The sequence below is a fragment of the Flavobacterium sp. genome, from assembly GCF_027484705.1.
Taxonomy (GTDB): domain Bacteria; phylum Bacteroidota; class Bacteroidia; order Flavobacteriales; family Flavobacteriaceae; genus Flavobacterium.
The window spans coordinates 41046-67401 of the sequence record NZ_JAIXSL010000008.1; the positions used below are offsets into that span (position 1 = coordinate 41046).

Annotated in this window: 21 protein-coding genes and 1 riboswitch; of the genes, 3 read left to right on the forward strand and 18 right to left on the reverse strand. The window is 42.5% G+C overall.

What is annotated here, in order from left to right:
* Positions 1 to 17: 17 nt before the first annotated feature.
* The 10 genes from Q0058_RS04615 to Q0058_RS04660 form a co-directional block, all read right to left on the reverse strand.
* Positions 18 to 344, reverse strand: a complete 327-nt coding sequence (locus Q0058_RS04615) for a nucleotide pyrophosphohydrolase (protein WP_298221571.1) — start codon at positions 342 to 344, stop codon at positions 18 to 20.
* A gap of 2 nt (positions 345 to 346) precedes the next feature.
* The gene (locus Q0058_RS04620; protein ID WP_298221572.1) at positions 347 to 2338 is read right to left on the reverse strand and encodes a DUF3857 domain-containing protein; all 1992 of its coding nucleotides are present in this window, start codon (positions 2336 to 2338) and stop codon (positions 347 to 349) included.
* Between the two features lies 1 nt (position 2339).
* A complete protein-coding gene (locus tag Q0058_RS04625; protein ID WP_298221573.1) occupies positions 2340 to 4358 on the reverse strand; it encodes a DUF3857 domain-containing protein in 2019 nt (672 codons plus the stop codon).
* A gap of 3 nt (positions 4359 to 4361) precedes the next feature.
* On the reverse strand, positions 4362 to 6206 hold the full coding sequence (locus tag Q0058_RS04630; protein ID WP_298221574.1) for a DUF3857 domain-containing protein: 1845 nt from the start codon (positions 6204 to 6206) through the stop codon (positions 4362 to 4364).
* 109 nt (positions 6207 to 6315) lie between these two features.
* Entirely contained in the window at positions 6316 to 6768 is a 453-nt protein-coding gene (gene dtd / locus Q0058_RS04635; protein WP_298221575.1) for a D-aminoacyl-tRNA deacylase, read from the reverse strand.
* Positions 6769 to 6771: 3 nt separating this feature from the next.
* On the reverse strand, positions 6772 to 7752 hold the full coding sequence (gene rsgA, locus Q0058_RS04640; protein ID WP_298221576.1) for a ribosome small subunit-dependent GTPase A: 981 nt from the start codon (positions 7750 to 7752) through the stop codon (positions 6772 to 6774).
* An 86-nt stretch (positions 7753 to 7838) separates the two neighbouring features.
* Positions 7839 to 8927, reverse strand: a complete 1089-nt coding sequence (locus Q0058_RS04645) for a bifunctional 3-deoxy-7-phosphoheptulonate synthase/chorismate mutase type II (protein WP_298221577.1) — start codon at positions 8925 to 8927, stop codon at positions 7839 to 7841.
* Between the two features lie 119 nt (positions 8928 to 9046).
* Positions 9047 to 9898 carry a prephenate dehydrogenase gene (locus Q0058_RS04650; RefSeq protein ID WP_298221578.1) on the reverse strand — a complete coding sequence of 284 codons (852 nt, stop codon included), beginning with the start codon at positions 9896 to 9898 and terminating at the stop codon, positions 9047 to 9049.
* A gap of 10 nt (positions 9899 to 9908) precedes the next feature.
* Positions 9909 to 11060: an aminotransferase class I/II-fold pyridoxal phosphate-dependent enzyme gene (locus tag Q0058_RS04655; protein ID WP_298221579.1), complete on the reverse strand. Its 1152-nt coding sequence runs from the start codon at positions 11058 to 11060 to the stop codon at positions 9909 to 9911.
* A complete protein-coding gene (locus Q0058_RS04660) occupies positions 11057 to 11884 on the reverse strand; it encodes a prephenate dehydratase (protein ID WP_298221580.1) in 828 nt (275 codons plus the stop codon). The genes Q0058_RS04655 and Q0058_RS04660 overlap by 4 nt, the downstream gene beginning before the upstream one ends.
* 260 nt (positions 11885 to 12144) lie before the next feature.
* Between Q0058_RS04660 and gldA the strand changes: the two genes are divergently transcribed.
* A complete protein-coding gene (gene gldA / locus Q0058_RS04665) occupies positions 12145 to 13044 on the forward strand; it encodes a gliding motility-associated ABC transporter ATP-binding subunit GldA (RefSeq protein WP_298221581.1) in 900 nt (299 codons plus the stop codon).
* Between the two features lie 152 nt (positions 13045 to 13196).
* On the opposite strand, the gene Q0058_RS04670 is transcribed toward gldA, so the two are convergent.
* The 8 genes from Q0058_RS04670 to Q0058_RS04705 all read right to left on the reverse strand — a co-directional run bounded on the left by Q0058_RS04670 (position 13197) and on the right by Q0058_RS04705 (position 24676).
* A complete protein-coding gene (locus tag Q0058_RS04670) occupies positions 13197 to 13862 on the reverse strand; it encodes a head GIN domain-containing protein (protein ID WP_298221582.1) in 666 nt (221 codons plus the stop codon).
* A 97-nt stretch (positions 13863 to 13959) separates the two neighbouring features.
* Positions 13960 to 15057: an acyloxyacyl hydrolase gene (locus Q0058_RS04675; protein ID WP_298221583.1), complete on the reverse strand. Its 1098-nt coding sequence runs from the start codon at positions 15055 to 15057 to the stop codon at positions 13960 to 13962.
* A 54-nt stretch (positions 15058 to 15111) separates the two neighbouring features.
* A complete protein-coding gene (locus Q0058_RS04680; RefSeq protein ID WP_298221584.1) occupies positions 15112 to 17373 on the reverse strand; it encodes a CotH kinase family protein in 2262 nt (753 codons plus the stop codon).
* 178 nt (positions 17374 to 17551) lie between these two features.
* Complete coding sequence (gene metF / locus Q0058_RS04685; RefSeq protein ID WP_298221585.1) at positions 17552 to 18508, reverse strand: methylenetetrahydrofolate reductase [NAD(P)H]; 957 nt, start codon at positions 18506 to 18508, stop codon at positions 17552 to 17554.
* 13 nt (positions 18509 to 18521) lie between these two features.
* Complete coding sequence (gene metH, locus Q0058_RS04690) at positions 18522 to 21200, reverse strand: methionine synthase (protein ID WP_298221586.1); 2679 nt, start codon at positions 21198 to 21200, stop codon at positions 18522 to 18524.
* Between the two features lie 68 nt (positions 21201 to 21268).
* Positions 21269 to 22276, reverse strand: a complete 1008-nt coding sequence (locus tag Q0058_RS04695) for a homocysteine S-methyltransferase family protein (protein ID WP_298221587.1) — start codon at positions 22274 to 22276, stop codon at positions 21269 to 21271.
* A 201-nt stretch (positions 22277 to 22477) separates the two neighbouring features.
* Positions 22478 to 22583: riboswitch (SAM riboswitch) on the reverse strand.
* 163 nt (positions 22584 to 22746) lie between these two features.
* Complete coding sequence (locus tag Q0058_RS04700; RefSeq protein WP_298221588.1) at positions 22747 to 23622, reverse strand: choice-of-anchor J domain-containing protein; 876 nt, start codon at positions 23620 to 23622, stop codon at positions 22747 to 22749.
* 106 nt (positions 23623 to 23728) lie between these two features.
* Positions 23729 to 24676, reverse strand: coding sequence for a choice-of-anchor J domain-containing protein (locus Q0058_RS04705; protein ID WP_298221589.1), 948 nt, complete (start codon positions 24674 to 24676; stop codon positions 23729 to 23731).
* 66 nt (positions 24677 to 24742) lie between these two features.
* On the opposite strand from Q0058_RS04705, the gene Q0058_RS04710 reads away from it, so the two are divergent.
* On the forward strand, positions 24743 to 24907 hold the full coding sequence (locus Q0058_RS04710; protein ID WP_298221590.1) for a hypothetical protein: 165 nt from the start codon (positions 24743 to 24745) through the stop codon (positions 24905 to 24907).
* 45 nt (positions 24908 to 24952) lie between these two features.
* Complete coding sequence (metK, locus tag Q0058_RS04715; RefSeq protein ID WP_298221591.1) at positions 24953 to 26203, forward strand: methionine adenosyltransferase; 1251 nt, start codon at positions 24953 to 24955, stop codon at positions 26201 to 26203.
* The last annotated feature ends 153 nt before the right edge of the window (positions 26204 to 26356 follow it).

Consider the following 26356-nt stretch of genomic DNA (forward strand, 5'->3'; position numbering starts at 1 on the left):
ATTTAAAACAATGAATTTTATTTGAGTTTTTCGTTGTTGTGGTGGCGGTCGTGATCGCGGTTGGTTTTGAGATCCATTTTTTTATCGAAAGCCGCCTGCAGATCGATTCCGGTTTGGTTCGCGAGACACAGCACTACGAAAACAACGTCTGCGAGTTCTTCACCCAAATCTTTATTTTTATCGGATTCCTTTTCGGATTGTTCGCCATAACGCCGCGCAATGATTCGGGCCACTTCGCCAACTTCTTCAGTGAGTTGTGCCATGTTGGTGAGTTCGTTGAAATAGCGGACGCCGTGGTTTTTGATCCATGTATCTACTTCGAGTTGGGCATTTTTGAGATCCATGATTATATTTTTTTTAGTATGATTTTTTCACTTTGTTTTTCGATGACCTTCAAATAAAACGCTTTCAGTGCTTCATAAAAATCAGCCGCTAGTAAAGTGCCATTGTTTTCTAGGGTCGCCACGAGTTGAATTTTGTTATCCTGACTCATGACCTTATAAGAGAAAACCTCAATATTTTCAGGCGTAGCCAACGTAATGGATTTGGGCAAGGATTCAATAGCATAACCCTCAGGAATATCAAAGCTTATATTGTATTTGTAATGTTTCGGATAACCAAAATATACAGGCAATATGCGGTTCTCCTGCTGAAATGGGTTCTTGGTCATGGTAAAAAACAATAAAGGGTCAAATTCCATCCGGCCTGCTGACACTTCCACCAAATTCTCTGAAGCTAAAGTAAAGGTTTCGACGATAGGTTTCGATAAATCGGTCAGTTTATTTTCGACGGTATAGCCTTCAATACGGCTGTCTTTCAAATCCTGTTCGAGTTTCTCAAGATAGCTTTCCTGGTTTACGTTGCCATACTTCTGGCGAAATTGCAAGGCGAGGTAATCGGATGTTTGCACTCGCATTTTGGCCGTGATTTTCCCTGAAGCATCGATGGAGGCCATGATGTTATTGGTTTCCTTGGACGGCACTGACGGAATCAGGTTGATCTCATCCGAACTCCCATCACTGCGCACGAGACGACCCATCCAATTGAGTGCTGAGAATCGCAAAATGTTGGGTGCCGTAAATTTGTTGGAGGCATCGAGCAACACCCTTTTTCCTTGGATATCCACAGCGGCAATCACATAATTGAACACCGTGCGGTTCGGAAAAACAGGAATGCCATGGTCGACAGTGCTCACCAAAACCGGATTGGCATTGAGCCCGGAATAGTTGAGCATCGAGATCAGAATGAAATTGATATCCGCAATGTTGCCACTTCCCTCTTGGTAAGCTTTTTTAACGCCTTTGTCCGTTCCATAGCCATAAGTGCCGTTCCAATTCATCTTTTGCTGCACAAACTTAAAAACGGCATTGATTTTATCCGTTTCTGAAGCATCGTCTTGGACAATCATTTTGAGATCTGTTTCGAAATAGCCTTTGAGGTTGAGCTCTTTTCCGAAATCATCAAACTTATAAATCGAGCGTGTGACGTCTAACCAAGATTTCGCAAATATTTTTTCAGGCACTTCGGGGAATCGTGTTTTCTCGAGTTCGTGCACCACGGCTGATTTGTAATTGTCTATATTGTCAACATAATCCTCATCTCTAAGTGCCGGGACATTTTCCGCGGTATACAGCGTATTGATCTGCTGGAAACTCAAATTGACCGTTTGGTTGTATTCGTTAGTGAAATTCTGATAACCTTTGTCAATCTTGCTCTCAGATTTTACTTTGAAAAAGCCTTTCAACACGGAATTATAAGAAAAATATTCCGGTACTTCTGTGCTATAAACCGCTGAATTTACGGGTATATCATATTGGAAATCGAATACAGGAAACTTCACGATATTGTCCGATGACAACGTATATTGGAATTCAATGATGGAACCGACTTTGACATTGGGCATCGTGATGGAGGCTTCATTCCAGTATTCGTTGACATTCTTTTTAAAGTTGCCTTCGCTGTTGAGTTTCGTCTTGACTATGGCGCCATTTTCGAGATTGTAGGTTGTTCCGTTGGAAAATTTGACGGCTTCATCGGGAAGGTTTTCATAAGCCACATAATAAGGCACCTTGAAATTAGCCCACGAAAGCCCCTCTTTTTTATAAATCTTAATCCTATAGGTGTACTCATGACGTACCGAAAACCCTCTTTTATCTTCATAAATAAAGTACGTTCGCGCTTTTTTATACAGTATCGCGGCGGCGGCACTGCTATCAGTTGGATGCGTTTTTTCCTGAATCGCTGCAACGCTAACCTTCTCTAAATCGATTCTTTGGGCTTGCAGGTAGTTCATCGAAAACAACAACATGAGCACCAATGTTTTCTTTAGATTATTCACGTTATTTAATTTTGACCAACACAATTTTTTCATTTTCTTTATCAATGACTTTTTGGTAAAAATCTTTGACCACATCATAATATTCTGATCCGACGATGGCTTTGCTAATCTCGAAAGTAATGCTCACCTGAATTTTATTTTCGGCTCCGCTAATGATATACTTAAACAGTCCGAGATCTTCACCAGTAACCATATTGACCGCTTTCGGCAATGACTCTATAGCATAGCCTTCTGGAACATCAATGTTGGCGAGATATTTTTGCTGGAAAGGATAGGTAAAATCGATGGGGTAATCTCGTTTCTCCAATTTGAACGGATTTTCTTTATAACCCAGAAACAACAAAGGAGTTACGTATATTTTATCGTTGATGATTTCAATATCGCGGTTGTCTTTGAAGGCATAGGTTTCTATGATGGGGTTGGCAATGTCGGTGTCATTTTCCCTTACATACTCTGAAACCTCAATGGCGTTGTTGTTATTTTCCAATTGTTCGAGGTAGTTGTCGCGGGTTAAAGCCATTTTGGTTTGTCTGAAATTTAAGGCCTTATAGTCGGTATATTGCTTCCTTAACTTTCCATCAACGGTTCCGTCAGCATTAATTTTATAACTGATATTATGGTTTTCTTTGCTTACATTTTGAGGCATTAAATCGACCTCAACGGAGGAACCTTCTTTTCGAATGAGTCTTCCTAACCAATTCAGATCACGTTCAGGCAAAATATTCGGAGCAGCATACTTTTCGGTAGCATCAAGCAGTATTAATGCATTTTCAATTTCTACCGCTGAGATGACATAATTGAAAGCGGTTCTACTTGGGAATAATGTGATTCCATTAGATCTTGTGCTCACCAAAACGGGATTGGCATCGATGCCCGCAAAACGCAGCATGGCGGTCAGCATCAGATTGATTTCGGCTACATTTCCGGTTTTGTTTTTATAGGCTTGCTTAACTCCATCATTGCAGGAATAGCCGGTATAGCCATTCCATTTGACATTGGATTTGACATAGTTGAATATCGCATCAATAATTTCATCTCTTTTGGTGAGGCCTTTGACGAGTGCTGTAATATCGTCATCAAAATAACCTTTCTTATTGAGTTCAGGGCCAAAATCGTCATAATCGTAGATCTTTTTAACCACCGTTTCCCAATCGGTTGACAAAGCCTTGATGGGTTTGTTTGGGTATTTGATGATTGAGAGTTCGTGGGAAATACTCGACATATAATTATCGATATTATTCACAAAAACCTCTTCTTTCATTCCGGGAAGATTATCAGCGACGAATACTGTTTTTGTTTCAACAAACTCTACTCTTTCCTGACTGGTAGACTTAACAATGCTTTCCCCGGCCTGTGTGGCTTCTCGGTAGGAGAAACTCATAGATTGATTGTTCTTTTCGGTGGTAACCTTCGGAAATATAAATCCTTTTTGGTTTGGATTGTATATAAAATATTCCGGAATATAAGTTTTAAATTCGGAATGATTCACCGGAATATAGGATTGAAAATCCCAATCGTAAAGCCGACCAATGTTGGGAGATGAAATGATATAAGAATATTCGATGATCGAACCTTCCTTGACATTCGGCAACGCAATTTTTTTATTGCCCCAATATTTATTGATTTTTTCATCAAATACGCCATCGCTTTTCATTTTGGTTTTGGTCACTTTGCCATCGACCAGATTGTAAGTGGCCACATCGGACAAGGTTACTTTTTCTTCCGAATCGCCCAGTAGATAATATTTTATCAAATGATTGGCCCATTTGTAGCCTTCCTTGGAGTATATTTTTATTTTTGCTTTGACCTCAGTCTTCATCACGAATCCTCTATCCTGACTATATTCGAAATGCACTTCTCCTTTTCTAAACAGATAAGCGGCTTCTGCTCCGGGATCTGTTGCGTGCACTTTTTCTTCTAATTCTGCAACGGTTACTTTGCCCAGCTCATATTTTTGGCCACTCATCGTAATGGCTATTAATAACAAAGTTGTTACTATAATTTTTTTTGAAATTTTCATATATTATTGTTTTACGGCTATGATTTTAGCGTTATCGTTTCTTGTGATTTGTTCTATGTAAAGTCTGAAAGCTTCATATTCGGTATTAGCATATTGCCCTTTATTGAGCAGGAAAGTTCGTTTGTAAATAATGTTGGAATCGTCCTTTTTTATGATTTCAGTTTTATACGCTCCAAATTTGCTATTGTAAGCAGTGTCTTGGGGCAATGTTTCTATGACAAATCCTTGGGGCAGCGTGATGAGAATTTCATCTTCATCATAACTTCCGCGTTGGATTTCGAAAGCCGTTTTTCTGTTTCTTATTCTTTTAATATTGAACGCATTCTGATTGTAAGCATTGACCACAAAAAGCATTTTTCCGGCTGAAAATGTGCCGTAATTTACCGCTCCAATGGCTATGTTTTCCGTAAAGCGAATATTCTCTTTATCATTCTCGAACGCGGTCTTATTGATTTTCAGGTTATTGATATTGCTCCAATACTCTTTATAATGTGCTTCGCGGTCGGTGCCCGATTGATTTTGTAAAGCATACTTGAATCCGTATTGCGACCCTTCAGACAGGATGCTGATGCTGCCAGAAAGCGAGCCGTCTTCTGCAAGGGTGTAACTTCCTTTACTGATTTGTGCATTGTCCTGATTCTGATAATTTTTGGTTCTTGTAATTTCAGCACCATCGGGTTTTACAATAAGCACTTCCCTATCATCCGTAAAATTGGCCTGATAGCCAAAAGGTGCATCTTGACTCGTACATTCCAACCACACATAATCGTTCCCGTTTGGGACGGACAATATCATGTGGTTTCCTTGCACAGCCACAAAGTCAGATTCGATATTCTTTTTATGGGAATCGCCATATAAAAGGGTGTGATAAGAAGGCACATCTACGGCTTTTAACAAAGCATGGGTATAATTGGTTAACGCTTTACAGTCTCCATAACCCAGTCGGTCAACATCTTTGGCCAACATAGGTTTCCAACCTCCGATACCTATCTGAATGCTCACATATCTTGATTTTTGCTGCACATAATTATAGATGATTCTGGCTTTCTGTAGCGGGTCTTTTTCAGTACCGACCAAGGCTTTCATTTTGGCTTTGGTTTCATCGGAAAGTTCGTAAGTATCTGATAGGATTTTATCTGAATACCATCGTCCGAATTCTTCCCATGTTTTGGCGGTTCCATCTACGCCTGAGAGGTTGAATTTATCTAATCCCATCATGACCCAGGGAAATATGTAAAACGCTTCACGACTATAGCTCTCCTCTTTCTGAGCCGGTAAATTGATAGCAACATAACTTAACTGCGTCGGGGTATCGGTAGTTTTTTTGATATTGAACCCTGAGAAATTAAACTCCTTCTTTTTAAAGCCAACCGCTACAGGAAAGAAGACATTGAGCTCACATCGCTCCACACTCGTATAATAACGGGACAAAAAATACCATTTGGGAATCATAGCAGTATTCGAAGTAGCCACTTCACTTTCATAGACAACAGTAAAAGGGTATTGCGTTGGGGTGTATTCCAAAAACATCACCCGATCATCAGAAAAAAGCGAAATCCCATCGACGGCACTCTGGTCCCTGAAATCTTTACGCTTTATTTTTTTGATCTCATTCCCTGCGCCATCATAAACGACCGCTTCAATGCTTCTGATGTTGGTGGTTTTATCATAACCTTCAAAAGCACCGATAACATTGATTCCTTTTTCATTGAACACTGTCACAATGCGCTTCTCTTTGATTGTCATACTTCGTTGCGAAGCGATGTCAATGTCCATGCGGTCAAGACGTATCACAGCATTCGCATTTTGTTTAAGACTGTCAGGAATAAGTAGGGTAGACAACTCCATTTTTTGAGAAAAAAGAGCAAAACTCATCAAAAAAAATAAGGCGGAGAACAAATATTTCATACAGGCGCAATTTTTCCAAAAATAGAAAATTTTTAGAAAACATTAACATTTATTCCTTGTTTTTTGAATCGATGACAATCGTTACAGGGCCGTCATTTAAAAGCGATACTTTCATATCGGCGGCGAAGATTCCGGTTTGTATTTTTTTGCCTAAAGCGATTTCGAGTTGTTGTACAAAATTCTCATACATCGGAATCGAAATCTCTGGTTTTGCTGCTTTGAGATAAGACGGACGGTTTCCTTTTTTCGTGGAAGCATGCAAGGTAAATTGGCTTACGACTATGATCTCGCCGTGGATGTCTTTCACCGATAAGTTCATGACATCATTCGCATCGACAAAAATTCTCAGATTAATGATTTTGTTGACCAACCAATCGATGTCTTCGGCGTTGTCTTCCGCTTCAACACCTACCAAAACCAACAATCCTTTTTGGATATCGGCCACCAACTTTTCTTCAATAGTTACTGAGGCTTGCGAAACCCTTTGAATAACCACTTTCATAACTTATGACTTTCGGGATTGATCACTGATGATGCGGTCTTCGTTGTATAAATCGGTGCGGTAATTTTCATCATCACCTTCGAGGATATGCAAATAATTTTTATAGCGCGACCAAGAAATCTCATCGTTTTCGAGCGCTTTCTTCACGGCGCAATGCGGTTCGTCTTTGTGCAGACAGTTGTTGAATTTGCATTGGTCTTTGAGCTTGAAAAATTCCGGAAAATAACCGCTGATGTCTTCTTTTTCCAAATCTACTATGCCGAAACCTTTGATTCCTGGCGTGTCGATGATTTTAGCGTTGAAACTCAAATCATACATTTCAGCAAAAGTCGTCGTGTGCTGTCCTTGTTTGCTTTGTTCGGAAATCGTTTTGGTTTTGAGATGCAAACTCGGTTCCATCGCATTGACTAAGGTTGATTTTCCGACGCCAGAATGTCCTGAAAACATGCTGACTTTTCCGACCATCAATTGTTTCAACTCTTCGATTCCTTTGTTTTCCTTAGCCGAAACGCGAAGGCAACGGTAGCCGATTTCCTGATAAATATGCTGCAGGTATAATTGTTCTTCGAGCATCGCTTCGTCGAACGTATCGATTTTATTGAACACCAAAATCGTTTCGATGCCGTAAGCTTCAGCAGTCACCAAAAAACGGTCAATGAAATTGGTGGTCGTCGGCGGATTATTAATGGTAATCAAAAGAAAAACGTAGTCCACATTCGAGGCAATAATGTGCATTTGATGCGATAGGTTGACCGATTTGCGCACGATATAATTCTTTCTTTCGTGAATGTTGTGAATCGTTCCCGTGATGGCATCCGAAGTTTCATCGAGTTCAAAATCAACGACATCGCCTACCGCAATCGGGTTGGTGCTTTTGATGCCTTTCATGCGGAACTTGCCCTTAATACGGCATTCTATAAAATCGCCTTGTTCGGATTTTACGGTATACCAGCTTCCGGTTGATTTGTATACGAGTCCTGTCATTTGCTATTTTGAATGATGAATTTTGAATGACAAAATTACGGCTTTTGTTGAACGGTTCGAATAATTCAAAATTTAAAATTCAAAATTTATAATGATGAATTAATGATTTTCTCCTGATGGCTGATGCTTTCCTGATGGATCGCTTTGAACAATTTGAGGATAAATTCCTCGCTAAGCCCTTTATCTTCGCCTTCGAGGATCATTTTTCCGAGGATTTCATTCCATCGTTTATTTTGTAAAACCGCGATGTTTTTTTCCTTTTTCAAAGCGCCGATTTGTTCCGCGACCTGCATTCGTTTGCCTAAAATCTCTAAGAGTTTACTATCGGCGACATCAATATCCGCGCGGAGTTTGATCATTTTCGTGTTGAAATCGGTTTCCTCGGTCGCTACTTCCCTGATGCGCAAATCTTTGAAAATCTGCTTCAAAGCGGTCGGTGTGACTTGTTGTGCGGCGTCGCTCCACGCATTGTCAGGATCAATGTGCGTTTCAATAATCAATCCGTCATAATTCAGATCGAGCGCCTGTTGCGACACTTCCTGAATCATATCGCGCTTGCCCGTAATATGCGACGGATCGCAAATCAGCGGCAAATCAGGAAAACGGCTCTGCAACTCAATCGCAATCTGCCACTCGGGAATGTTGCGGTATTTGGTTTTTTCATAAGTCGAAAATCCTCTGTGAATCACGCCCAGTTTTTTAATTCCGGCATTGTACAAACGTTCGACACCGCCAATCCACAAAGCCAAATCCGGATTTACGGGATTTTTAACGAGTACAATTTTGTCTGTATTTTGCAAAGCATCCGCTATTTCCTGTACTGCGAAAGGATTTACGGTCGTGCGCGCGCCTATCCACAATACATCAATATCGTGTTCCAACGCAAGTTTGACATGCGCCGCATTCGCTACTTCAATCGCCATCAGTAAACCTGTTTCGGCTTTGGCTTTCTGCAACCATTTGAGTCCGATGGCGCCGACACCTTCAAATCCGCCCGGTCGCGTTCTGGGTTTCCAGATGCCCGCGCGAAAAATACTGACGTCAGAGTTTTTCAATTCGTGCGCGATTTTCAACACCTGTTCTTCGGTTTCTGCGCTGCAAGGCCCGGCAATCACGAGCGGATGCGTGAGGTTGAAATCGTCGAGCCACTGTCTCATTTGTATGTTGTTTTCCATAGTTTTTTATTTTTAGAAGCTAATCCCGCTATCATTCCAATCTTTTATGCCGAACCACGGCACAAAAGGATTTTCCCTTCTATCGGGGCTAGGGCTCTGTACTTTTTTGACGTTTCTTCTTATTTTTTAATTCCTTGTAATATCTCTTTTATTTTATTCACTTCCTGCATTTCGTTGAAAACCGATTCAAAATCATCGTTTTCGAGCAGTTCCTTAAACTTCGACAAATTGGCAATATATTCTTCAAGTGTTTTCACGACCTGATTTTTGTTCTGTTTGAAAATCGGCGTCCACATCGCTGGGGAACTTTTGGCGAGTCGTACCGTGCTTTCGAATCCGCTGCCCGCCATATCGAAAATATCGCGTTCGTGCTTTTCCTTTTCAATGACCGTTTTCCCGAGCATAAACGAACTGATGTGCGACAAATGCGACACATAAGCAATGTGCTTGTCGTGCGATTTCGGGTTCATATACCGGATGCGCATGCCCATTTTCTGAAACAGATCCAGCGCCTTTTCCTGCAATTTGAACGTCGTTTTTTCGACTTCGCAGATGATGTTTGTCTTGCCTTCGAAAAGCCCTTTGATGGCTGCAGACGGTCCGGAAAACTCGGTTCCCGCTATCGGATGCGTCGCCATAAAGTTAGCGCGATTTGGGTGATTCGCAACCGCTTCGCAAATCGGAAGTTTCGTCGAACCTACATCAAAGACTACGGTGTCTTTTCCGATGTTGCCAAGGACTTCGGGCAATAGCAACATCGCCACATCAACCGGAACTGACAGAATCACAATATCGGCCTGTTGCAAATCTTTGACGGCAGCCGTTTGATGAATGATTCCGAGTTGTTGCGCTTCTTGGAGATGCGCTTCATTCGCATCAATCCCGAAAATTTCAGCTTCGGCATCATGCGATTGAATATCGAGCGCCATCGAGCCGCCAATCAATCCTACGCCAATGATATAGATTTTCATGTTTTTCTTTTTAGGATTCAAATCGTTCGATCGCTTCTTTGATTTTTGTGGCTTTGACACATAATGAAAACCGAATATAGCCTTCACCCTGACTGCCAAAAATAGTTCCCGGCGTGATGAATATATGCTTGTTGTATAAAATTTCGTCAATGAATTGCTCCGAAGAAACAACACCTTGCGGCAATTTTGCCCAGACAAACAAACCGACCGCGTTTATATCGAAAGTACAGCCTAGTTTCTCTGCCAATTCGAAGATCAATTCCCTTCGTTTTGCGTATACGTTATTGAGTCTTTCAAACCACGAGACATCGAGTTTCAAAGCAGCAATTGCGCCTTTCTGGATGCCGTAAAACATGCCGCTGTCCATATTGCTTTTGACTTTGAGGATCGCGTCGATAAAGGTTGCATTGCCGCAGACCATTCCGACGCGCCAGCCTGCCATGTTGTAGGTTTTCGACAACGAGTTGAGTTCGAGTGCAACTTCTTTAGCACCTGCAACCTCCAAAATAGAAATCGGATGGTCATTCAACACAAAACTATACGGATTGTCATTGACTAAAAGGATTTGATGTTTCCTGGCAAATGCGACTAATCTTTCAAACAAATTCAAACTTCCGGCTGCGCCTGTTGGCATGTGTGGATACGAAACCCACATGAGTTTGACACGCGACAGGTCGAGTTGTTCCAAAGCCTCAAAATCAGGCTCCCAATGATTATCAGCTATCAAATCGTATAACACTGGCTCTGCTCCGACCAATTGCGCGACGGAACTATAAGTCGGATAACCCGGATTTGGAATCAAAAGCTGATCGCCTTCATTGAGAAAAGCCAGAGCGATGTGCATGATGCCTTCCTTCGAGCCCATCAACGGCAATACTTCGGTATTCAAATCCAAATCAACTTGATAATACTTTTTATAAAAATCTACCATGCCTGAGCGCAGTTCCGGCAAACCCTGATAGCTTTGGTATTGGTGCGCGTGTTCTTCGGCTACGGCCGATTGGATGGCTTCAATCACGGATACATCAGGCTCCAAATCGGGACTTCCGATGCCCATATTGATGATGGGTTTTCCTTCGGAAAGCAACTGACGCACTTCGCGCAATTTGGTCGAAAAATAATATTCTTCTACCGTGTCTAATCTTTTGGCGGTTTTGATCATGGCTGTTTGTTTTGGTATTCCCCTAAAATCTTGAGATGCTCCGCCATAATACTCAGGACGGCTTTTGCTTTTTGGAAATCTTCGTAGGCATCGAAAGTGACATCGACAAAAAACGAATATTTCCAAGGTGTTTCTATAATCGGCAACGACTGGATTTTGGTCAGGTTCAACCGGCAATCGCTCATGACATTCAAAACCGCCGCCAAACTGCCGCGTTTGTGGTCGAGTTCGAACTTCAAAGATGCCTTATTGATTTTATCTTGGTCGACTTCCGAAGCTTTTCGGGTGACAATCACAAAACGCGTCATGTTATTGTTCACCGTTTGGATTTCTGGCGCTAAAATTTTCAGTCCGTACATTTTTGAAGCGGCTTTACTCGCAATCGCTGCGATGCCGTGAATTTCATTCTGATGAATCCTTCGCGCCGTTTCAGCCGTGTCTTGATCTTCAACCAATTTGATGTGCGGATGTTTTTTGAGGAATTCCATGCATTGCAACAACGCCATCGGATGCGAATGGATTTCAGCGATATCTTTCAATTGTTGTCCGTCAAGCGCCATTAAGTTTTGATGGATGTCGAGATAATGCTCGCCGATAATCTGCAAATTATTTTTGTCAATCAGCGCGTAATTCGGAATGATCGATCCCGCAATCGAATTCTCTAAAGCCATGACCGCTTGCGAAGCCTTTTCAGCCAACAAACTAGCAACGACTTCTTCGAACGAGAGGCATTCCTCCACATCGCGTGCTTCAGAAAAATATTCCAAAACAACCTGATGGTGAAACGATCCTTTGATCCCTTGTATGGCGATGCTTGAATTCATATATAAGCATAAAAAAATCCCGATGTGCATCGGGATTTGTATATTTTTTTGAATTAATAATTTTTCAAACAACCATACCACAATCCCTGACTTCTTTGCAGAAGAAATAAAAAGAATTGCTAAAATAGTAACGGTTATTCAACATGGGTGTAATTTATTGGATTGCTAAAGTAGAAAAAAATGTTTAGAGTATCACAAAAGATTTTATTTTTTTAAAAAATTCCTCGTCGTTTCTTTACTTTTGCTTCAAATCAGAAACTATGTCGATCGAAGTCAAGAACATCACCAAACATTACGGCACGCAAAAAGCATTAGACGATGTTTCGTTTACGATTCAGAAAGGCGAAATCGTTGGGTTCTTAGGCCCGAATGGCGCTGGAAAATCGACCTTGATGAAAATTCTGACGACTTATATCGCAGCCGATGAAGGCAGCGCCAGTGTCAATGGTTTTGATGTGAACACGCAACAAAAAGAAGTGCAGCAATCGATTGGCTATTTGCCGGAACACAATCCTTTGTATCTTGATTTGTATGTACGCGAATATTTGGAATTCAATGCCGATGTTTACGGCGTTTCTAAAAACCGCATTGAAGAAGTGATTGCTTTGACAAAACTCACGGCAGAAAGCCATAAAAAAATCGGACAACTTTCGAAAGGTTACCGGCAACGGGTGGGTTTGGCCAACGCCTTACTACACAATCCCGATGTTCTGATTTTGGATGAGCCGACCACCGGACTCGACCCAAACCAATTGCTCGAAATCCGTGAAGTGATTCGCAATGTCGGGAAAGACAAAACGGTGTTTCTTTCGACACACATCATGCAGGAAGTCGAAGCGATTTGCGACCGCGTGATCATCATCGATCAGGGAAAAATTGTGACTGATAAAAAACTCGATCTGGCGATGGTGGCCGACCAGGAACAAATCATAGAAGTGGAATTTGACTTGGTTGTGGATGAAGAACTGCTTGCTAATCTTCCGCATTTGACAACTAAAGCAAACACGAATGGCAATGTTTGGGAACTGACTTTCGTTTCTAGCCAAGATATGCGTTCTGTGGTTTTTGATTTCGCACACAACAACGGATTGAAAACACTTCAACTGAATCAGAAAAACAAAAATCTGGAGACTTTGTTCCGCGAAGTCACGAAGAAGTAATTTTGACCAAAATTCCCTAGCCCCGATTACCTCACTTAGTATTATTTTTTATAGGTGTTCGGTGAATGCTACGCATTTGTAGCGGTTATCCTTTTGTGACGGTGTTCGGCACAAAAGATAATAGTGAATAGCGGGAACAGCTCCTAAAAACCCTAACGATAAATCAAACTTCCGTGGTAATGTTCGCGCACATGCACATTTTCTGCAGGCGGTCGCGAATAACAATTGACATCACCGACGTTAAAGATATCGCCATCGAGTGAATTTAGCGGGCGTATATACATATCATTGCTGCCGCGGTGGTAAAACCGAACATCCGTAGCATAAAGGTTTTCGCCATGGAACACGCCGCCGCTTTCGTAAAAACTGACGCTTAAAAAATCCGTGGTTCCTGTGATGAAGAAACGCCCGAGTTCGTTATTCTCGGCAACGACCTGATGGTTATCGACCTCAAGGTAAATGTCTCCGGTGCCCGTACCTGAATAACCGTCGCCTTCGTCCATCAGTACCAGACGTAAACTCGGGTAAGTAAGCACACCATTCGAAGTGATGTTCTGTTCGGTTTTGGAAATAATTTCGGTAAGGTTCGGTGCTGTGATATAAACTGTTGTTTCGCCATAATCTCGTACCCAATTGCAGCTCGTATTGTCAGATAAAGTCAGTAAATCTCCACTAAGTGTCACTTCGATGTCGTTGATGAGATTTTCGCCGGTCTGCACTTCAACCTGATACGTGTCGCCTTGCGTAATCACAACGTTGATTCCTTTATTGACGAGCAATTTGGTGAAGGTCAATCCGTCGTATGCTTTTGATTTCATCGGTCCACTCGATTTTACGCAATCATAAGGCTTTTCACACTGGATGAAAAGTAGGATTATCGAAAAACACAACCAATAATACTTCATAATATTCTTTCTAAATGCGTATTCCAATGCCCAACTCTAAAGCTTCTGCGAGAAAACCATGCGTTTTTACCGAGAGCGCGGAATAGACGTTTTTATACCAATAATATTTTATGCCCAGACGGTCATAAATAGGCCTATCCATTTCAAAAGGCCGATAGATGTAATACCCAAGCTGGGTCTCGATAGAAATCCTATTGATGAACAACTCATGCCCAATAAAAAAACCTACACGTTTGTAATCTGTATTCGGGTCGAGATGGTCATCGGGATAAGCAATCGAACGGTATTTGATGAATTCTTTAATCGAGGTGGTTGCGAACAAATCGATTCCGGCCTGCAAGGCGCTTTTTCTGTTGATGCGTTTGTCGGCGTAAAATCCGAAATGGTAAAAGGGTTTCTGACCGCTGCCGATGATGGGGCTTTCGTTGAATCCTGAACGCAGCACCAGATTAAATTTGACTGGTTCGGTGAATTTCATTGTAGCACCTAACGAATCCAACACCGCAAATTTCGGTTTCTTGTCAAAATCATAGTTGATGCCCAAATGGATGCCGTAAGTATTGATGCCACTGTTGGGCGATTTGAACCTGCCGTTGGAGAAATGCGTGAAGAAAAAACCCGCCTCAAGTCCGAAACCATCCACGATATGGTCTTTCTTGAAGTTGAGCATAAAATTGGTATTACCCATATACTTCGATCCGAAAGCGCGGTTCTTACTGTTCGTATCTTTGTCGTACGGATGCGTAGTCATCGCAATGCCTTGGGCGATTTTAAGCATCAGCATCCGATCGAGAAAATAAAAATTATAATGCGCGCCGATGGCGTAATTTTTCCCAAGAATCTCGTTCTTAAAATCCTCGTATAAAAAATAACCGCCATAATCGGGATAATTGTAGAGCGATTGCCAGGCTTGCTTGCCATGCGTTTTTTTCGAAAAACTGATCATTACGCCTTCAGGATGGCCGGTGATTAAATGGTATAATTCTGGGGAATGGGGTAAAACGTTGCCGCGAAGCACGTTGACTTCGATGGCATTGGTGTCCTCAAATTGCTGCGCTGCAGCAGACCAACAAAAGCAAAACAGCAATAAAGAAAATACGTTTTTCATCGGCCTCATAAAGCCGCAAATATATTGTTTTTATCATTACTTGGCATGGCTTCACTAGATCTTAACGAATCTAGAAACGCTTACTTTTCCTTGGTTATGGCATTTCAACAAATAGGTTCCTGAAGGCAGTGGTGCCACATTGATGCTCAGCTGATTCGAAGCTTCATTTTGTGTAAACACCTTTTGACCGACAAGGTTGTATATCTCGACAGTTCCTAATGCCAGTGCGGAAATGATATGGAGATTACCCGAAGTAGGATTCGGATACACTGCAATCGCATTGTTTTCGAATGACACTTCAGCAACCGATAAAGTTTGGTTGTTGGCGTTGAATGTCGGCTCCTGATTTACAAAACTTCCGGTTCCGTTCGGATTTCTCGCATAACTGATGTTGGCCGCCTGAGCATCAAAAGTGACGGAATCGACGAGCGTGCCATCGGCTTTGGAAAGAAAAACGCTTTCACCGCTGGCAGACAGTTTGAAATCCGCATGAAGCCCTTCTTCCGTGGTATCTTCATCAGCCCAAACCGTCAGATAACTTCCCGGTTCCATCGTAATGCCGCTCGGCAATTGCCATTTTTGAAGATTGGTCGCCGTGTCTGACAGAAATAATCCGTCAAGTAATAAAGGACTTGAAGTATTGTTGTACAACTCAATCCAATCCTCGAATTGTCCGGCCGGATCGGTAATGGTTTCTGTATTTTGTGCCATGAGTTCATTGATTGCGATTTCGCCCGGATTGATGTTATTGATCGCCGCTATCGAATGGAATTCATGTTCCGCACGCGCCGGTGAAAAAGCACCAATCGTATTGTTCTCCGCATACACATAATATTGCATGTAAGCGTTGTTGATCAAGAGCGCATCCGTCCCATAAATGTTATCTCCTGCTACTCCATCGTTGTGCGCACCGTCATCAAACATTGGGATTTTCGTAAACGCCATATTCAGTCGCGTCCTATAGCCAAACAAAACCGCATTCGCATTGGTATTGGTGACATTGGCCGTGAACGAAATGTTGGTGTTGATCAGTGGCGTCGCATTCGAGGGAACGATGTCAGAAATTACCGGTTTGATTGCCGTAAAATCAGGCAGGTTGGACAAAAAGTTTTTCCTTCCGGTCATCAGCTCAACAATTCCAGAGGATGAGAAGTTGTCATCCACAAGCATGGTCGTATTTAAACTGTTGAGGAAATCGGCGTAAGTGTAAAATTTATTGGCATCGCTTTGCACCGAACTATCAATCGTATTGCGCAGCGCATTCGCCGTAGTGATGTAACTGTCATTGGTGAAATTCTCGTCCAAAATGGTTTGCATGTGCGCCAGATAGATTTTCTTGTATCTCGGAATCGCAAGCAACCTTCGGATCAAAGGCCAATTGACGCGATTTTGTTGTGCAATGTGGCTCATGGCAATTTTTTGAGATGTTTGAAATACGAAATCGTTCTGGCTCGACAGAAAATCAAACGTGCCGAACGACATATTCAAATCCCAGACAATCGGGCTGAATCTTCCGCTGTCGTCCTGATACAAATAATAATTATGGTTGAGCAAACCCGTATAACTGTCGAGATTCACCAGCACATTGTTGAACGCCAACATCCACAAAGTCCGGTCTACATCAAGAACGGTTTCAATCTGCGTGGTATTGTTGTTCAAAACATTGGTGAGGTTGATCAAATCGGGCCAACCGGTATCGGAATTCATCTCGAACCTCGTTTCATAATCGAACTGATCCGTTCCCAAATAAAGCAAATTGGGTTTGTTCGTCGAATTCAAATTCGCTCCGCCCATAATCGCCGCCTTAAAAAACGGATGCGTATTCGACCCGAAATGGTTCTTGACAAAGGTTTTCGTGATTGCTTCGGTATTGACATACAACCCGATGAGTATTTCATTCACATAGACGTTCGCATAATTCGCGCGCGGCGCATGCATGTATTTTCCCAGAATATCATACGACAAAGTCTCGCGGATGAACGACGGGTCATAGAACACATTGCTCAGTTTGATGTCTTTGATGCCGTGGTAATCCTGGTTTTGATACGCATCGAGTTCGATGTGGAAAGGATTTTTCATGTTTAAAGTCGAAAACGAACTGTTGCCTTTATATTTCACGCCGACATTCTCAAACACAGTTCCGTTGATCGACACCGATTGTGCCGGCGTATAACCACCGGCGAACAAAAGCGTCTGGTGCCAATTCGGATCTGTAAAAGTGAGGCGGATTTCCTGAATCGTGTTACGCTCATAAAAATCCTGCGCAAAAGCGTGCAGCGAAATAAAGACAAAGGCAATCAGCAGTCGTTTTTTCATAGTCCTTTTTTTGATTAAAATTTGGAAACGGGTTTCATAGCATTTCTTCCCTGCTTCAAAATTAGGAGGAATACCAGATTTTCAGTTCAAAAACAGGTAGACAAAAAGTAAACAGCATAAAAAAACCGCTGCTATACCAATGGCACAGAGCGGTTTCAATTTTTATTGACGAACTGCTTTAGAAAATTTCCTTCGCAATGGCTTTGATATTCTCGGCTTTTCCCATCGAATAATAATGTAAGACAGGAATTCCCGCAGCCACCAAACCTTTACTTTGCTCGATGCACCATTCGATTCCGATTTGTTTTACGGCGTCATTGTCTTTGGCTTTCACGACCGACATGATCAGATCGTCAGGCAATTCTAAACTAAAACGATGCGGAATCAAGTTAAGTTGTTTTTTGGTCGCAATCGGTTTGAGTCCCGGAATGATCGGAACGGTAATCCCGGCCGCGCGGCATTTAGCGACAAAATCGAAAAATTTCTGGTTGTCGAAGAACATCTGCGTGATGATGTAATCGGCACCGTTTTTAATTTTCATTTTCAGGAAATGAATGTCGCTGTCGAGACTTGGCGCTTCCATATGTTTTTCAGGATAACCTGCCACGCCGATACAAAAATTGGTCTGCGAAGTGTTCTGTAAATCTTCATCGAGGTAAATGCCGTTGTTCAGGTTGCTGATTTGCTGTACGAGATCGGTGGCATATTCATTACCGTCTTTTTCAGGATGGAAATAGGTTTCCGTTTTGAGTGCATCGCCGCGAAGTGCCACAACATTATCAATGCCAAGGAAATCAAGATCAATCAGCAAATTCTCGGTATCTTCTTTCGAAAATCCGCCGCACAAAATGTGAGGAATCGCATCGACCGAATATTTGTTCTGAATGCCCGCGCAAATCCCGACCGTTCCCGGACGTTTCTTGACGATTTTCTTTTGCAGCAAACCGCTGGGTAATTCCTTGAATTCGTATTCCTCGCGGTGGTACGTCACGTCAATGAATGGCGGATTGAATTCCATCAGCGGATCGATGCTGTCAAAAATCGATTGGATGTTTTGCCCTTTTAAAGGCGGTAAAATTTCAAAGGAGAACAAAGGTTTTCCTTGGGCGTTTTCGATATGTTGGGTGACTTTCATGTTCTTAATTTAATTAATCTGCAATATTTGGGCTGAGCCATTTCGTCGCTTTTTCTGTTGAAATTCCTCTTCGTTTGGCGTAATCTACGACTTGATCTTCTTTGATTTTTCCGAGTCCGAAATACTTGCTTTGCGGATTCGCGAAATAATATCCTGAGACGGAAGACGCGGGCCACATCGCCATACTTTCGGTAAGCTTTACGCCTATTTCTTGTTCCACATTCAATAATTTCCAGATCGTCGGTTTCTCCAAATGGTCGGGACAAGCCGGATAACCCGGAGCTGGACGGATTCCTTTGTATTCTTCTGCTATCAAATCCTGATTCGACAACTGTTCATCGGAAGCATAACCCCAAATCTCTTTTCTGACCTGCAAATGCAGATATTCCGCAAAAGCTTCGGCAAATCGGTCGCCCAATGCTTTGACCAAAATCGAGTTGTAATCGTCGAGTTGCTTTTCGAATTCCGCGGCTTTTTCATCGACACCAAAACCGGTCGTGACGCAGAAACATCCGATATAATCATGCTTTCCGGAATCTTTGGGTGCTATAAAATCGGCTAAAGCAATGTTCGGTGCGCCTGCTGTTTTTTGCGATTGTTGGCGTAAAGTCAGAAATTGACCGGTGACTTTTCCGTCTGCATTCAAAACTTCTATGTCGTCATCATTGATTTGGTTGGCCGGAAAAATACCAAGAATTCCTTTGGCCGTGAGCCATTTTTCGGAAACGATTTGCTTGAGCATTTCCTGGGCGTCGGCGAATAAGTTGGTGGCTTGATCTCCCACGACTTCATCAGTCAGGATTGCAGGATATTTTCCGTGTAATTCCCAGGAACTGAAGAATGGTGTCCAATCGATAAAATCTACAAGTTCGGACAGTTCAACTTTTATAGTTTTGGTTCCGATGAAATTGGGTTTTTGAGGTGTAAATTCGTCCCAATCCAACTGGAATTTGTTTTTTCTGGCTTCCGTAATCGAAAGGTAATTTTTGTCGCGGCTTCTGTTGAGATAGCCTTCGCGCAAAGTGTCGTATTCGTCGCGAACGGTTTTGGCGTAAGTTACTTTGGTTTCCGCTTGCAACAGATTGCTGGCTACGGTCACGGCTCTCGAAGCATCATTGACATGCACGACCGTTTCGTCATATTCGGGCGCGATTTTCACGGCAGTATGTGCGCGCGAGGTCGTGGCACCGCCAATCATAATCGGGATTTTGATGTTGCGCTTGTTGAGTTCTTTGGCGAGATAAACCATTTCGTCAAGCGAAGGCGTAATCAAGCCGCTGAGTCCGATGATGTCTACATTTTCTCTGATTGCCGCTTCGATGATTTTTTCTGGTGGCACCATCACACCAAGATCGATGATTTCGTAATTGTTGCAACCTAAAACGACCGCGACAATATTTTTTCCGATATCGTGTACGTCGCCTTTAACGGTTGCCATCAGCACTTTTCCGGCGGACGAAGATTTTCCGTCTTTTTCGGCTTCGATGTAAGGCAATAAATAAGCAACGGCTTTTTTCATTACTCGCGCCGATTTAACGACTTGTGGTAAGAACATTTTTCCGCTGCCGAACAGATCACCAACTACGTTCATGCCCGCCATCAGATTGATTTCGATGACTTCGATGGGTTTTGAGGCCAATTGTCTGGCTTCTTCTACGTCAATTTCTATGAATTCGTCGATGCCTTTTACGAGCGAATGCGTTAATCGCTCCTGCACTGGGAAACTGCGCCATTCCTGAACTGCTTTTTCGTTGGCTTTGAAATCGCCTTTGAAACTTTCGGCCAGATCGAGCAATCTTTCGGTCGCATCTTCACGCCTGTTCAACAAAACATCTTCAACGTGTTCGAGTAAGTTTTTGTCAATTTCGTCGTAAATCTCTAACATTTCCGGATTCACGATGCCCATCGTCATGCCGTTTTGAATCGCGTGGTATAAGAACGCCGAATGCATCGCTTCACGCACTTTGTCATTACCTCTGAACGAGAAAGACACATTGCTCACACCGCCTGAAATATGGGCGTAGGGAAGGTTTTCGCGAATCCATTTGGTGGCGCGGAAGAAATCGAGTGCGTTGAGTTTGTGTTCGTCCATTCCGGTCGCAACGGGAAAAATATTCGGGTCGAAGATGATGTCTTGAGCTGGGAATTTTACCACATCAACCAATATATCATACGAGCGTTTGCAGATTTCGATGCGGCGTTCGAAAGTATCGGCTTGCCCATCTTCATCAAAAGCCATCACGATTACTGCGGCGCCGTAGCGTTTGATGAGTTTGGCGTGGTGGATGAAAGCTGCTTCACCTTCTTTTAGTGAAATAGAATTCACGACACCTTTGCCTTGGATCACTTTGAGTCCGGCTTCGATGATTTCCCATTTCGAGGAATCGATCATTACGGGAACTCGCGCGATATCGGGTTCTGCTGCGATCAAATTTAAAAATTTGGTCATCGCATACACGCCATCGAGCATGCCTTCATCCATGTTGACGTCGATGATCTGGGCGCCGCCTTCTACCTGATTTCTGGCGATGTCGAGCGCTTCTTCGTATTGTTCTTCTTTGATCAACCTCAGGAATTTTCTGGAACCTGTCACGTTGGTGCGCTCGCCGACATTGACGAAATTGGTTTCGGGCGTAACAATCAATGGCTCAAGTCCTGAAAGCTGAAGGTATTTGTGTTTTGATTCTGACATTTTTATGGAACGCGGATTTTGCTGATTTTACTGATTTTCGCTGATTTGATTCGGGTTAACGATAAGATTTAAGCCAATTGGTTTTCTATGGTTTTTCTCGGTTCGAATTCGGCGGCGACTTCGGCGATCAGTTTGATGTGTTCGGGTGTCGTGCCGCAACAACCGCCGATGATGTTGACGAGATTGTCTTTCATATACTCTCTAATTAACGCCTGCATTTCTTCTGGTGTCTGGTCGTATTGTCCGAAAGCGTTAGGCAATCCTGCGTTGGGATGCGCGGAAATATTGAGCGAAGTGTTTCTACTGAGTCGTTGCAAATAGGGTTTCAATAAATCGGCACCGAGCGCGCAATTAAATCCTACGCTCAACAGTGGAATATGCGCTACGGAAATTAGAAACGCTTCTACGGTTTGCCCGGATAAGGTTCTTCCTGAAGCATCAGTAATCGTTCCTGAAACCATGACCGGAATATTGATGTTTTTTTCTTCTTTGACTTCTTCGATGGCGAACAATGCGGCTTTGGCGTTGAGTGTGTCGAAAATGGTTTCTACCAACAACACATCGCAGCCACCGTCGATTAGGGCTTCCACTTGTTGTTTGTAGGCGATGCGCAAATCGTCAAACGTGACGGCACGATAACCCGGATCATTAACGTCTGGGCTCATGCTTGCGGTTCGGTTGGTTGGCCCGATCGAGCCTGCAACGAATCTTGGTTTGTCCGGATTTTTAGCGGTGAATTCGTCAGCAACTTCGCGTGCGATTTTAGCGGATTCGTAATTGAGTTCGTAAACGATGTCTTCTAAGTGGTAATCGGCCATACCAATCGTGGTGCCCGAAAACGTATTGGTTTCTACGATGTCGGCGCCGGCTTCGAAATATTTCGTGTGTACTTCGCGTATCGCGTGTGGTTGTGTGATGGATAAGAGATCGTTGTTGCCTTTGAGCGAATGCGGGAAGTCTTTGAAACGGTCGCCTCGGAAATCTTCTTCGGAGAAGTTGTAGCGTTGCAGCATGGTGCCCATCGCGCCATCCAGGACGAGGATTCTTTTTTGGATTTCTTGTTCGATTGTTGCCATATTTTTTTGCGAAAAGACTGTATGAAGTCTGAATGTTGTTATAAAAACGGTTGCCCTAGCCCCGATAGCAGCGGTTATCCTTTTGTGCCGGTGTTTACTTCGTCAGTTCCCTTCGGTCGGGTGGCGCAAAAGATTGTAGCGGATAGCGGGATCAGCTTCTGAAAAATGTAATTATGTTATCTGGAAAAGAGAGAAATTCTCGGGTTATCTGTCCTTGCTTGCGCGCGGTAGAATGTAGCACCTTCTTTATGGTAAAGGGTTGCTAAGCTTTCGTCGGGTCTAATCCCTCTGGCTTTCGTGATAACAAATCATCATGTTTAAGAACGTTGCAAAGTACGGCAATAGAATTTTGTTTTGCAACTGGTTTTTGAAATAAATGCGACAACGTTGTAGTGATGCGACACCGGTATGATGAAAATAAAAAAGCCCATTCCAGTGAACAGGCTTTTTAATATGTTTCGTGATGGGACTTAGTTTTTAATGATTTTGGTCGTCCCGGTTCCTGCATCGGTGCTTATTCTTAAGAAATAAACTCCACTCATAAGTTCGCTGATATTGATTTGACCAGTGTTCCCTTTTGCTTCGTTTATGATGCGGCCGTTGATGTCGCTGACTTGAATGTTTGTAATCGCGCTATTGGATTTGTTTGAAATGTTCAACACATTCGTTGTTGGATTAGGGAACACAGCGAAATTGTTTTTGAAAAATGTATCCGTGCTTAACACGCGGTTGATGGTCAAAGCATCCAACCAAATGGCGTTTCCATTGGCGCCTGTTGGGCCTCCGTTGGTCACATAATATCTGAAACCTAACTTACAATCTGTTGCAGTTGGTAAATCTGTAACGGTATAAGTGAACTCTGTCCAGGTTACCGGATAAACGTTGGGCGCTAAATTTGGATTGACCGAAACCCCCAAAGTGGTAAAACTTCCCAAATCGGAACTTCCAGTTGATGGCGTTACAGAAGATGCTCCTGTGGTACTCAATCGCAATTCGAGGCGGTCCGGAGTGGTGCTGAAATTGGCTCCTGCGCGCGTGTAGAATTTAATTACATCGCCGTTGGTCAGACTCACTACTGGTGAGATAAGCCAATTGCTGATGGTGCCTGCCATTCCTGCGGCTACGCTGTTGTAGTTGTTCCTTGCGTAAGAAGTGGCACCACCGTTGAAGCCACCGCCAAACGCGCTTACGGCACCTTGTTGCCAGTTGGTGGTTCCGACGGGTTGGCTTTGGTTGGTAATGGTCCAGGTTGCTGGGAACGTATCGAAATTTTCAGTCAATAGTGTTTGGGATTGCATCGCAACAGACACTAGAATGAGAAAGGCTGTGTGTAATTTTATACTCATGTTTTTATTTTTATCCTTACAAAATAAAGGAATTAAATTGAAATATCCTTAAATAAAAAAACCTGTCTCCTTACGGAGACAGGTTTTTTTAAATTATAGGGTAAAATTATTTTTTGATAATTTTTGTAGTACCAGTACCTTGATCAGTACTCACTTTCAAGAAATAAACCCCAGCGTTCAATTCGCTAACGTTGATTTGACTTGTCATTCCTTTAACTTCTTTCACTACGCGACCATTCATATCTGTAATTTGGATAGCATTAACAGCGATGTTAGAATGGTTAGTAATGTTTAATACATCATTGGCAGGGTTTGGTGTTGCCGCGAAATTTCCTTTGAAGAAACTGTCTGTGCTCAACGGACGATCTACAGAGAACGTATCAAGTCCGATGATGTCTGAGTTGTTACCATTTGAACCACCATCAGTTACGAAATATCTGAAAGCTAATTTCACATCCGTCGGACCTGTCAAACCAGTTACTATGTAGGTAAACTGCTCCCAAGAGGTTGGGTAAGATGTCAAATCAAGCGCAGGATTAACGTCGACCAATACTTCTGTGTAATCCCCAACATTCGTTGGACCTCCTGCAGGATCAGTTGTAAATGCTCCATTTGTGCTCATTCTTAACTGTAAGTTATCCGGGAAAGATGCTGTACCTGTAGCAGAAAATTTACCTAATCTTGTGTAAAAAGAAATCACGTCACCATTATCAACAGTAACAATTGGAGAGATCAACCAGTTGCTGATGGTTGCACCTGTTGCTGCGGTACTTGAAGTACTTGTGAAATTTACCAATGCAAATTTATTTGGGGTAGCATCCTGACCATTTGGTGGAGGACATGTCTGACCTGTAGTATAAGCTTGGTTTTGAAATGGAAGCGCCTGAACTGTAGCACTTACTGTCACTGCAGCGTAAGACGCTACTGTCCAAAGTGTTGTAGAAGCTGAAGTACTTTGGTTGGTTCTTACCCATCCGTCAGTCGGCAAACTTGCTGTAGGGTTATCAAAGTTGTAGCTGTAAAGGTTTTGAGCCTGTGCTGAAGCAAAAGCCAACACTAAAGAAAAAGAAAGTAATAGTTTTTTCATAATTTTTTATTTAAATTGTTTAAGCGCAAAACTATGAAAAAAAAACTGCTACAAAAAACTTTTTCTAATCAAAAATGGTTTCATACATTTGCCACCGAAATTCAAGAGGAAAAATTTGAACTGATTGCAACCTCCGACCTTAACTATTTGAGTGTCAAAAAAAATGCTAAAGCAGATATTCTCTTCTTTAGCCTTTAAGCAATCTTTTTTACGTTTCATTAATTTAAAAATAAAACAATTATTATGGCTTATCTATTTACGTCAGAATCAGTCAGCGAAGGACATCCTGACAAAGTAGCCGATCAGATTTCGGATGCATTAATCGACAATTTTATGGCTTTTGATCCCACTTCCAAAGTGGCCTGTGAGACTTTGGTGACGACAGGTCAGGTGATTTTGGCGGGTGAAGTAAAATCGAATACTTATTTAGACGTACAGCAGATTGCCCGTGAAGTCATCAAAAAAATCGGATATACCAAAAGCGAATATATGTTTGAAGCCGATTCGTGCGGTGTGCTTTCTGCTATTCACGAACAATCTTCAGATATCAATCAGGGTGTAGAAAGAGCCAACCCGGAAGACCAAGGCGCCGGCGACCAAGGAATGATGTTCGGTTATGCGACCAACGAAACGGAAAACTACATGCCTTTGGCGTTAGATTTATCACACGCTTTGTTGATCGAATTGGCCAACTTGAGAAGAGAAAACAACGAAATCAAATATTTGCGGCCGGATGCTAAATCGCAGGTTACTTTAGAGTATTCTGACGACAACAAACCGGTTCGTATTGATGCAATCGTGATTTCTACACAGCATGATGATTTCGCTGCTGAAGCGGAAATGCTTGCCAAAATTAAAAGCGATTTGATTTCGATTTTGATTCCTCGTATTAAAGCGAAATATCCTCAATACGCACATTTGTTTAACGACAATATTACTTACCACATCAACCCAACCGGGAAATTCGTGATTGGCGGACCTCACGGCGACACCGGATTGACAGGAAGAAAAATCATCGTCGATACTTACGGTGGAAAAGGCGCTCACGGTGGTGGTGCTTTCTCAGGAAAAGACCCTAGTAAAGTAGACCGTTCTGCGGCTTATGCTACGCGTCATATCGCTAAAAACTTAGTGGCTGCAGGATTGTGTGATGAAGTTTTGGTGCAGGTTTCTTACGCCATTGGAGTTGCAAAACCTACTTCAATCAACGTGGTGACTTATGGCACTTCTAAAGTGAATTTGACCGACGGTGAAATCAGTAAAAAAGTGGAGGCGATTTTTGACATGCGTCCTTACTTTATCGAGCAACGTTTGAAATTGAGAAACCCAATCTACAGCGAAACCGCAGCTTACGGACACATGGGCCGCAAACCTGAAACGGTAACTAAAACCTTTAGAGCTCCGGGTGGGAACGAAAAAACGGTTACAGTTGATTTGTTTACTTGGGAGAAACTTGATTATGTAGACAAAGTGAAAGCGGCTTTCGGAATCTAAACGAAAGACACGCAAAATATAGCGCTTAGCGTAATGTTAAAAACCTGGCTTCTTTTGGAGTCAGGTTTTTTTTTAATTTCTAATTGGAAATGAAATATCAAATATCCCGAAAAACCCTAGCCCTGATGATTTGATATTAAGAGGAGGAAGCCC

Bases quoted from the DNA above. Each gene is read 5' to 3' on its own strand.
- Q0058_RS04660 (WP_298221580.1), bottom strand. From the start codon at position 11,884: ATGAATTCAAGCATCGCCATACAAGGGATCAAAGGATCGTTTCACCAT.
- Q0058_RS04650 (WP_298221578.1), bottom strand. From the start codon at position 9,898: ATGAAAATCTATATCATTGGCGTAGGATTGATTGGCGGCTCGATGGCG.
- gldA (WP_298221581.1), top strand. From the start codon at position 12,145: ATGTCGATCGAAGTCAAGAACATCACCAAACATTACGGCACGCAAAAA.
- Q0058_RS04710 (WP_298221590.1), top strand. From the start codon at position 24,743: ATGAAAAAAAAACTGCTACAAAAAACTTTTTCTAATCAAAAATGGTTT.
- Q0058_RS04615 (WP_298221571.1), bottom strand. From the start codon at position 344: ATGGATCTCAAAAATGCCCAACTCGAAGTAGATACATGGATCAAAAAC.
- Q0058_RS04680 (WP_298221584.1), bottom strand. From the start codon at position 17,373: ATGAAAAAACGACTGCTGATTGCCTTTGTCTTTATTTCGCTGCACGCT.
- Q0058_RS04675 (WP_298221583.1), bottom strand. From the start codon at position 15,057: ATGAAAAACGTATTTTCTTTATTGCTGTTTTGCTTTTGTTGGTCTGCT.
- Q0058_RS04700 (WP_298221588.1), bottom strand. From the start codon at position 23,622: ATGAGTATAAAATTACACACAGCCTTTCTCATTCTAGTGTCTGTTGCG.
- Q0058_RS04670 (WP_298221582.1), bottom strand. From the start codon at position 13,862: ATGAAATCAAAAGCATACGACGGATTGACCTTCACCAAATTGCTCGTC.
- Q0058_RS04695 (WP_298221587.1), bottom strand. From the start codon at position 22,276: ATGGCAACAATCGAACAAGAAATCCAAAAAAGAATCCTCGTCCTGGAT.
- metH (WP_298221586.1), bottom strand. From the start codon at position 21,200: ATGTCAGAATCAAAACACAAATACCTTCAGCTTTCAGGACTTGAGCCA.
- metK (WP_298221591.1), top strand. From the start codon at position 24,953: ATGGCTTATCTATTTACGTCAGAATCAGTCAGCGAAGGACATCCTGAC.
- Q0058_RS04655 (WP_298221579.1), bottom strand. From the start codon at position 11,060: ATGATCAAAACCGCCAAAAGATTAGACACGGTAGAAGAATATTATTTT.
- Q0058_RS04630 (WP_298221574.1), bottom strand. From the start codon at position 6,206: ATGGAGTTGTCTACCCTACTTATTCCTGACAGTCTTAAACAAAATGCG.
- Q0058_RS04625 (WP_298221573.1), bottom strand. From the start codon at position 4,358: ATGAAAATTTCAAAAAAAATTATAGTAACAACTTTGTTATTAATAGCC.
- rsgA (WP_298221576.1), bottom strand. From the start codon at position 7,752: ATGACAGGACTCGTATACAAATCAACCGGAAGCTGGTATACCGTAAAA.
- dtd (WP_298221575.1), bottom strand. From the start codon at position 6,768: ATGAAAGTGGTTATTCAAAGGGTTTCGCAAGCCTCAGTAACTATTGAA.
- Q0058_RS04645 (WP_298221577.1), bottom strand. From the start codon at position 8,927: ATGGAAAACAACATACAAATGAGACAGTGGCTCGACGATTTCAACCTC.
- metF (WP_298221585.1), bottom strand. From the start codon at position 18,508: ATGAAAGTCACCCAACATATCGAAAACGCCCAAGGAAAACCTTTGTTC.